This is a genomic window from Halomonas sp. 141 (assembly GCF_002810305.1).
GTDB classification, from domain to species: domain Bacteria; phylum Pseudomonadota; class Gammaproteobacteria; order Pseudomonadales; family Halomonadaceae; genus Vreelandella; species Vreelandella stevensii.
The window spans coordinates 1-8,214 of sequence record NZ_PINZ01000070.1 but is presented as its reverse complement, the minus strand read 5'-3'; the positions used below and the strand labels follow the sequence as shown (position 1 = coordinate 8,214).

The 8,214-nt window shown below is 53.4% G+C and carries 11 protein-coding genes, 1 pseudogene and 1 other annotated feature; of the genes and pseudogenes, 10 read left to right on the top strand and 2 right to left on the bottom strand.

What is annotated here, in order from left to right:
• The 8 genes and pseudogenes from CWI66_RS16850 to CWI66_RS18470 all read left to right on the top strand — a co-directional run.
• The coding region (locus CWI66_RS16850) for a DUF932 domain-containing protein (RefSeq protein WP_100732307.1) at positions 1 to 896 on the top strand (896 nt) is incomplete at its 5' end.
• A 124-nt stretch (positions 897 to 1,020) separates the two neighbouring features.
• Positions 1,021 to 1,236 carry a hypothetical protein gene (locus CWI66_RS16845; protein WP_016915521.1) on the top strand — a complete coding sequence of 72 codons (216 nt, stop codon included), beginning with the start codon at positions 1,021 to 1,023 and terminating at the stop codon, positions 1,234 to 1,236.
• A 40-nt stretch (positions 1,237 to 1,276) separates the two neighbouring features.
• Entirely contained in the window at positions 1,277 to 2,068 is a 792-nt protein-coding gene (locus CWI66_RS16840; protein ID WP_016915522.1) for an ERF family protein, read from the top strand.
• A 38-nt stretch (positions 2,069 to 2,106) separates the two neighbouring features.
• Entirely contained in the window at positions 2,107 to 2,718 is a 612-nt protein-coding gene (locus CWI66_RS16835) for a lambda exonuclease family protein (RefSeq protein WP_016915523.1), read from the top strand.
• Positions 2,719 to 2,762: 44 nt separating this feature from the next.
• A complete protein-coding gene (radC, locus tag CWI66_RS16830; protein ID WP_446718686.1) occupies positions 2,763 to 3,305 on the top strand; it encodes a RadC family protein in 543 nt (180 codons plus the stop codon).
• Between the two features lie 459 nt (positions 3,306 to 3,764).
• The gene (locus CWI66_RS16825; protein WP_016915525.1) at positions 3,765 to 4,682 is read left to right on the top strand and encodes a type IIL restriction-modification enzyme MmeI; all 918 of its coding nucleotides are present in this window, start codon (positions 3,765 to 3,767) and stop codon (positions 4,680 to 4,682) included.
• A pseudogene (locus CWI66_RS16820) lies at positions 4,679 to 5,655 on the top strand (IS3 family transposase); the annotation flags it as partial. The gene CWI66_RS16825 and the pseudogene CWI66_RS16820, both read left to right, overlap by 4 nt.
• Positions 4,714 to 4,830 (top strand) — a sequence feature (AL1L pseudoknot). It overlaps the preceding pseudogene by 117 nt.
• Positions 5,656 to 5,730: 75 nt before the next feature.
• On the top strand, positions 5,731 to 6,069 hold the full coding sequence (locus CWI66_RS18470; RefSeq protein ID WP_229800893.1) for a hypothetical protein: 339 nt from the start codon (positions 5,731 to 5,733) through the stop codon (positions 6,067 to 6,069).
• A gap of 116 nt (positions 6,070 to 6,185) precedes the next feature.
• Here the strand turns inward: CWI66_RS18470 and CWI66_RS16810 are convergent, their stop codons facing one another.
• Together CWI66_RS16810 and CWI66_RS18245 are read right to left on the bottom strand one after the other, a co-directional pair.
• Entirely contained in the window at positions 6,186 to 6,623 is a 438-nt protein-coding gene (locus tag CWI66_RS16810) for a DUF411 domain-containing protein (protein WP_016915528.1), read from the bottom strand.
• Positions 6,620 to 6,769 (bottom strand): hypothetical protein, encoded by a 150-nt coding sequence (locus tag CWI66_RS18245; RefSeq protein ID WP_167385703.1) that lies wholly within the window; start codon positions 6,767 to 6,769, stop codon positions 6,620 to 6,622. Before CWI66_RS18245 ends, CWI66_RS16810 begins: the two co-directional genes overlap by 4 nt.
• A 196-nt stretch (positions 6,770 to 6,965) precedes the next feature.
• Between CWI66_RS18245 and CWI66_RS16805 the strand changes: the two genes are divergently transcribed.
• Together CWI66_RS16805 and CWI66_RS16800 are read left to right on the top strand one after the other, a co-directional pair.
• Positions 6,966 to 7,466: a cupredoxin domain-containing protein gene (locus tag CWI66_RS16805; protein ID WP_016915529.1), complete on the top strand. Its 501-nt coding sequence runs from the start codon at positions 6,966 to 6,968 to the stop codon at positions 7,464 to 7,466.
• 14 nt (positions 7,467 to 7,480) lie between these two features.
• Positions 7,481 to 8,146 carry a response regulator transcription factor gene (locus CWI66_RS16800; protein WP_009288249.1) on the top strand — a complete coding sequence of 222 codons (666 nt, stop codon included), beginning with the start codon at positions 7,481 to 7,483 and terminating at the stop codon, positions 8,144 to 8,146.
• Positions 8,147 to 8,214: the final 68 nt, after the last annotated feature.

Genomic DNA, 8,214 nt, shown 5'->3' with positions numbered 1-8,214 from the left:
GACATCAACCGCTGGAGGTCTGGCAGCAACAGGCCGGTATGAACTGGCATATTGAAGAAGCGCCGGTGCGCTTTATTGCCGAAGGGGCTAGCCACCTGGGCAGCATTCACTCGTTCCCTGAGCAAAAAGTGCTCTACCGCTCAGATACCAAAGCACCGCTGTCGGTGGTGTCACAACGCTATAAAGTGGTGCAGCCCGAGGAGATTTTGGAGTTTTACCGTGACCTGACCGAGTACGCCGGATATGAGCTAGAAACCGCTGGCGTGCTGAAAGGCGGACGTAAGTTCTGGGCGCTAGCCCGTAGTGGCTTAAGCACGTCGCTCAAAGGCCAGGATGAGGTCAATGACTACCTGCTGTTGGCCACTTCCTGCGATGGCACGCTTGCCACCATGGCCACGCCTACCACGGTGCGGGTGGTGTGCAATAACACGCTGCAAATTGCCGTCGATGGCACGTCGCAAGCGGTGAAAGTGCCCCATCGTTCAGAGTTTGATCCGCGTGCCGTGAAGCGTCAGTTAGGTATTTCGGTGTCGCAATGGAATGACTTCATGTATCGGATGAAAACCCTAGCGGAGCGTAAAATCACTCGGCAGGAAGCGCAGCAGTATCTTCAGTCGGTGATTTGTGGGGCAGAGAAGCCGCTGGACGATCCCTCTAAACTGCCCAACTACCGGGCGCTGAATAAGGTGCAGAAGCTCTACCAAGGCGAAGGTCGTGGCGCTCACTTAGTGACCGCCAAAGACACGGCCTGGGGCTTGCTCAATGCGGTTACGGAATACGTCGATCACGACAAGCGCGCACGCAGTAACGATACCCGTATGGATTCAGCCTGGTTTGGTCAGGGGGCACAGCTCAAGCAAGAGGCCTTGGATGCCGCCCTACAGTTGGTGTCGTAGACATCCATACCCCCATTCCCACAAGCGATTCACCGAATGATCATCCTAACCCTCACGGCATAGACGCCCAGCCCCTAAAAAGGCTGGGCGTTTTGCTGTTGGGCTTATACCGCGAGGTACCCGCATGAGCTTTGTTTCTGACGCCATTGAGATGGCGCTCACTCGACTAACCAAACAACTGCTAGAACACGACGCCCACAAAGCAACGTCGCTGGTGTGTGCCCAGGGCGAGTTCTATCGCGCGGAGATACGCCTGGAGCGTATCGATCCCGCTGACATTGCGCGTCACTTACCTGACGTTCCTGCGCTCGTTAATGACGCACCCCATGAACAGGGCTGACCAGCCCGCATTTCCCTCTTCACGTAAAAGGAGGTGCCCTATGGCACAGCGTACTCATGTAGTAAATGCGTCTCCCCAAAAAGGCCCAGTACCTTCCATTCAAGCAGACGCCAACGCTCAGCACTCCCCAAGTTCGGCGGCGCTAGAAGCGCATCCGACGGCTGATAGCACCGCCATTATCCAGGTCATTGAGCGTGCCGCGCTTAACCCGGACGTCGATATCGACAAGATGGAGCGCCTGCTGCAAATGCAGGAGCGCGTGATGGACCGCCAGGCCATGATGGCCTACAGCGCGGCCATGGCAGCGATGCAGACCGAGTTGCCCAGCATTGAAGAGCGTGGGCAAACCAACAACGGTTGCTACGCCACGCTGGAGGATATTGTCGATACCGTTCGTCCCATCCTGCAAAAACACGGCTTCGCGGTGAGCTTCCGTATTCAAACCCAGGAACGCGGTATCCAAGTAACGGGCGTGCTGATGCACAAGGACGGCCACCGGGAAGAGACCAGCATGCTCCTACCTGCGGACATGAGCGGTAACAAAAATGCCGTCCAGGCATTTGGATCGTCTACCAGCTACGGCAAGCGCTATGTGCTGTGCGCCTTGCTCAACATCACCACACGCGGGCAAGACGATAATGGCCAGACCAGCACACGAGCAGCTGTAAAGAGGGTTACGGCCTTTCAAGCGGGGCAGATTCAGCGTTTGATCAGCCAATGCCCGGCCACTACCCAAGAGTGGTTCAGCGGCAAATACGGCGCTGCGGTTCAGGTGCCTCAGGCAGATTTCGACAAGCTCCGTGCATCCCTCACCAAGCGAGCCGTGAAATAGCGGCGCAGCCTGCTCACTCACCGCCTACAGGAGGCGTTATGAAGATACTCACCATGCCACAAGGCTCTCCTGAGTGGCTGGCGGCGCGTCTTGGGCGCGTCACCATGTCAGAACTCAAGGCATTGCTGGTAAACGGCAAAGGCCCCGGTGGGTTGGGTACCGGAGCCATTACCTACATGCACCAGTTGATCGGCGAGCGTGTGACCGGCGAGTTGGCCGAGCCGTTTCAAGGCAACGCCCATACCAAGCGGGGCCAGGAGCTAGAGAGCGTCGCTCGCTCGCTGTATCGCGATATGACCAGCGCACCGAAGCCTAAAGAAGTAGGCCTAATCCTCAACCACAACGTGGGCTACTCACCGGATAGTTTGATCGGCAGAAACGGCTTGCTGGAGATCAAAACCAAGCTGCCTAAGTTCCAAATTGAGGTACTGCTCAGCGGGGAAATCCCCGACGAGCACGTGCCCCAATGCCAGGGAGGGCTCTGGGTCAGTGAACGGGAATGGATCGATTTTGTGAGCTACTGGCCGGGTATGCCGCTGTTTGTGAAGCGTGCTTACCGAGACGAGGCTCTGATCCGCACGATTGCCGAGCGAGTCGAGGCCTTTCATGAAGAGATGGAGCGACGCATCAGCCAAGTGATGGCGGCGTGACTTACACGCTAAACCACAACACTTATTCACTACTAACTACGTAGATGCCGGGGCCACCACTCCGGCATCTTTATTTTTTGGAGGTCATCATGCCCCATAGCAAACTCAAAGCCGGTGAAGTGGCAGGCACCTACTTAGTCACGTCACCGGTCACGGAAACAGACATCATTACGATGGCTAAGCGTTTCGCACGCCGCAAGTTCGCCAAAGGTCGCAAGATATCCCAACCTTCTCAAGCGTTTGAGCACCTGCAGCTGTTGCTTCAAGACTACGAACATGAAGTATTCAGCGTACTATTTCTGGATAGCCAACACCGTGTCATCCGCTTTGAAGAGCTGTTTCGCGGCACCATTGATTCAGCCAGCGTGTACCCACGAGAGGTACTAAAGGCGGCACTCGCTTACAACGCCGCCGCTGTGATCCTAGTTCATAACCACCCTAGTGGTGATCCTGAGCCTAGTGATGCGGATCGGCGTATCACTGAACGCCTAAAAGAAGCGCTTGGCTTGATGGATATTCGGGTGATTGACCATGTGGTGGTGGGGAGTGATGGATGCACGTCATTCGCAGAAAAAGGGTATCTGTAGAAGTTCATACTCGAAGGCACAGGTACTGCCCCAGGGGCAGTACCTGTCTCCAGTGCTCAATTTATTTTTTTGCCTAAGTGCCATTTGTCAGGTGATTTTGCGAAAAAAATGAAGCAAGTTAGATGTTTTGCCAAGTGAGTGGGTCATGACGCAAAGCGATTGAGCTATAAGGCGTTTGCATCAGTGTTGCTCCGATGGACCAGCTCGATAGGTAGAATCAAGCGTAGAGAATAGCTTTCATGAAATGAATACCCAGTCCTTGGAAACCTTCTGTCACTCCGTCATGATAACGCCGGGGTTTGCGTGGCGTTGGTCAGTCAATGACGCGGGCAGCGGGCAGTGTTTTCCGCTCTAGCAAGCCGGTACAGCGTTAATTATCCTGCGATTTGACCGATGTTACCCCACCGCTTGTCGACTAAGTAGCACCCGCCAGCAGTTGAATAGGAAAAACGGCACTCCATGAACGCAGTTGAAATCGAATCCGCCATTTCTGACTTGGCACAACAGCCCTTTGATCCGGCTGAGTTCCCTTATGCCTTTCTGGAAGCTTTTGGCAACAAGGCAACCACTATCAAACGGTTGCGTTCGGGTACGTCGAATAAGTCGGACTTTTCTGGCTCCTGGGGCGGGGTATTGCAGACCAACAATATCCATATCGCGGTGGCGGAGGCTGGTGCCGTTACCGAAACCCTAGCTGCGTTGAAGGTTAGCCCCGCGACTACGCGTGCCAAGGCGAAGTTCGTGCTTGCCACCGATGGTGAGATGCTAGAGGCCGAGGAGCTGGAAAGCGGCGAGACGGTTGCCTGCAAATATGAAGAATTCCCTGACCACTTCGGTTTCTTTTTGCCCCTGGCGGGCATCACTACTGTTAAACAGGTGCGTGAAAGCTCGTTTGATATTCGTGCCACCAGCCGCCTGAACCGGCTGTATGTGGAGCTACTGAAAGATAACCCAAGTTGGGGCACGGAAGAGCAGCGCCATGAAATGAACCATTTCATGGCTAGGCTGATCTTCTGCTTCTTTGCCGAAGATACGGACATCTTTGCCGGTAGCGGGTTATTTACCGACACCGTCTCAGAAATGAGCGCCAGAGATTCTGCCAACACCCATGAAGTGATTAGCGAAATCTTCCGCGCCATGAACACGCGGAAAGAAGAGCATGCTGCTGCGAACATCCCCCGCTGGGCGGGGAAGTTTCCCTATGTAAACGGTGGTCTGTTTTCCGGCAGTGTCGACGTACCGCGCTTCAGCAAAATTGCACGCTCTTATCTACTCCACATCGGCAGCCTGGACTGGACACAGATCAATCCTGATATTTTCGGCTCGATGATTCAGGCCGTAGCCGACGACGAAGAGCGCGGTGCACTGGGCATGTGAAGCGCGCTAATGAAATTCTCCGTAAGGCGGCTGCTTTTTTCGCCCAGGCGGAGCTCGACCGCAAACCCAATTGATGGTGTCATTTATCGACGAGCATCGTGCTCAGTTCGGGGTCGAGTCGATTTGTAGTCAACTGCCAATCGCCCCATCGACGTATTACCACCACAAGGCACTTGAAGCTGATCCTGAACGGCGGGCAGACCGGTATCGACAGGATGCGTTTCTTACCGCTGAGATTCAGCGCGTGTGGGAAGAAAACTTCTGCGTCTACGGTGCCCGTAAGGTCTGGCGGCAACTCCGCCGTGAAGGCGTTAATGTTGCTCGTTGCACTGTAGAACGGCTCATGCGCCGCCTAGGAATTCGCGGCGTGGTGCGAGGCCAACGCCCCTTCACGACCCTCAGTGATCCCGGCCAGAAACGGGCACCTGATTTAGTGAAACGTGACTTTACGGCTATGCGTCCTAATCAGCTTTGGGTAGCCGATTTTACCTATGTCGCTACCTGGTCTGGCTTCGTTTACGTTGCGTTCGTTATCGATGTTTATGCACGCTGTATCGTGGGTTGGCGTGTAGCGACGTCGATGAGAACGGCACTGGTGCTGGACGCTCTGGAGCAAGCTCTGTGGGCACGAAAACACAGACAAGGGTTGATCCATCATAGTGATAGGGGAAGCCAATATCTCTCGATCCGCTACACCGAGCGTATGGCTGACGAGGGTATCAATGCCTCAGTCGGCACCACCGGCGACTCCTACGACAATGCGCTGGCTGAAACCATCATCGGCTTGTTCAAAACGGAGGTGATCCATCATCGTGGCCCATGGAGGGGACTGGATGCCGTTGAGTATGCCACGCTGGAGTGGGTTGACTGGTTCAACAACCGCCGACTGCTGGAACCCATCGGAAACGTTCCACCAGCAGAACGAGAAAGGACGTATTATCGTCAACTGGAAGAGTCGGGTGAAGCTGCTTGACTCAAACAAACCGGTCTCCGGAATAACCGGGGCGGTTCAGACCGGGAGGGGCAGCGGCTACCTCAACAGGGTGATGTGGACAACTATTTGCAGGCGGTGCCCGGACAAGCAGCCTCGGTGACGGGGTTTACCAATTTTTTAAATCGCCAACATGCCACCACACTAGCCCCTAGAGTGGATGAGAAGCGAGTAAGAAAACGGCGGAAAGAAAAGTTGGCTCGCTCCATGATGAAAATGGCGAAGTGTGCTGATCAAGGAGAGGGCTGGAGGGAGCAATGGATCGTCACAGCCATGGAATATTTTCATGACAAGAAATTGTCCAAAAAAGCACTACGTCGTCAGACCATAGAGCTTTCAGGAGACGGGGTACAGGTGACCATGAACGGTGTGAGCTACTGGCTGCCTGCTTTATAAAACCATCATCGACTCCCACTAGCCGTCTTAAGTGGCTTTTAGTGTCAAATACATGAGGAGCTTAGCCAGCACCTCATGCAGGACAAGGGAGCCTAGTAATGACATCAAAAAATCTACTACAGAGTCATAAACGAATCGTCTTTGTGGTCAGTGAACATATAGATTTCGTAAGGCTCACCCTGAGGCCCTGGCATGCCTGGTGTACCAATGGGCATCCCTGCTAGGCCGATCCCACCTATGTCAGGTTGTTCTTCAAATAATGCCTCGACCGCTTCCATCGGCACGTGCCCTTCAATCCAGTAGTCACCTATTTCGATGGTGTGGCACGACCCCAAACCATAAGGGACGCCAGCCTTCTGTTTGATATCGCCGAGCTCAACGTTATCGACAATGGTTACATCGACTCCCAGCATTTCCAAGTGGCGAGCATATTCATCACAGCATCCGCACTGAGGATTTTTGTACAGTGTAGCTTCGTCCGGCAGTGCAGCCTGAGCCGATGTAGCCCCGAGAGCCAAAGCAATTGATAGAATAGTAGCGTTAAGATGTTTCATGAACGGCCTGCCCTCGTTGTGTGGCTAAACAAGTATTTTGCGAGCGACGCGATACCTAAGCCTACGAGCAGAAGAAAAAACAGCGGCATCAGCCAGCCGTACCAGCCCATTGAGCTCATAAAAGCTAAGCAATCGGCATTCATCATGGTAAGCCTCCGATCAAGTCAGTTAGAAATTACGTCCTAAGTTTACGACTCTAGGGCTACCTCAAGGTCAAGCCTTGTAACCTTGTGAACAATGAAAAGTTGCTATGGATCATATTCTGCCCGCTGGGTTCAGGCTCGTTTCAGGTTAACACCGTATAAATAAGCAGTGACAACAACCCTTTTGAGGTAAATGACCATGCGCAACACCATTTTAACAACTCCTTTGCTTGCTCTTTCACTAAGCCTAGTAACAAGCGCGGCATGGGCTGCGCCCGGCCATGGCGGCGGTGACAGTGGCCTGACCGACGCTGACGTTGACCGCACGATCACTCTTGATGCTGGCGATATGTGGTTCGACCCTGAAACGCTAGAAATGGCGGCGGGTGAAATTGTTAAATTTGAAATCACCAACACCGGCAATTTAGAACATGAGTTTGTGATTGGTAGCAAAGAAGCCCAAGAAGAACATCGTCAAATGATGCTAAACATGGCCAACGGCGGAGGCCACGATATGTCGAATATGTCACACGGCGGCGGTCACGATATGGCCAGCATGGACATGGCAGGTGTCACCATTGCGCCTGGTGAAACCGGGACTTTATTATGGAGTGTCCCTGACAATGTTAACGAGCTAGAGTATGCCTGTAACATTCCTGGTCATTATGAATCCGGCATGTACGGTAATTTTTCTCTCTAATCTGACGCAGACCCATGAAACTGTTGCTACTCGAAGATGATGATTTGTTAGCAGAAAGCTTGGCAGAGAGTCTCAAGGACAACGGTTACCTGGTTGATTTGGCCGCTTCATTGAAAGCGGCCAAGTCGCTGATGGCAACCGAGGATTATGAGCTGGCTATTTTAGATGTCGGTTTGCCCGATGGGTCGGGGTTAGATCTTCTCGCTCATTGGCGCAAGCAGAAGCGCAGTACGCCTATTTTGATTTTGACGGCGCGCGATACCTGGGAAGATAAAGTTATCGGACTTGAAACCGGAGCCGATGACTATCTCACCAAGCCTTTCCACGAAGCCGAACTTATGGCTCGCCTGAAGGCCTTGTTGCGTAGGCAGTCTGGTCAGTTATCTCATGTGATTACGCTTAACGGTGTCTCGTTGGATGAGGCGGGTCAACGCGTGTGCTTAGAAGGAGAAACGTGGCGTTCGCTAACAGCAACGGAGTTTCGATTACTGCGCTACTTAATGCTTCATCCAGACCGTATTCACTCGAAAGATCAGCTACTAGAGCAGCTCTACGCCTTGGATCAGGACGCTGCCGCACCTAACTTGGTGGAAGTCTACATCGCTCGTCTGCGCCGTTATCTCGGTAAATCAGTCATTCAAACGCGACGTGGTCAGGGGTATTTCTTTGCTTCACATTGATAGACGCAGTTTACGCATTCGGCTACTCGCATGGTTAGGCGGCGTCGCGCTACTGGTGGTGGTCACCA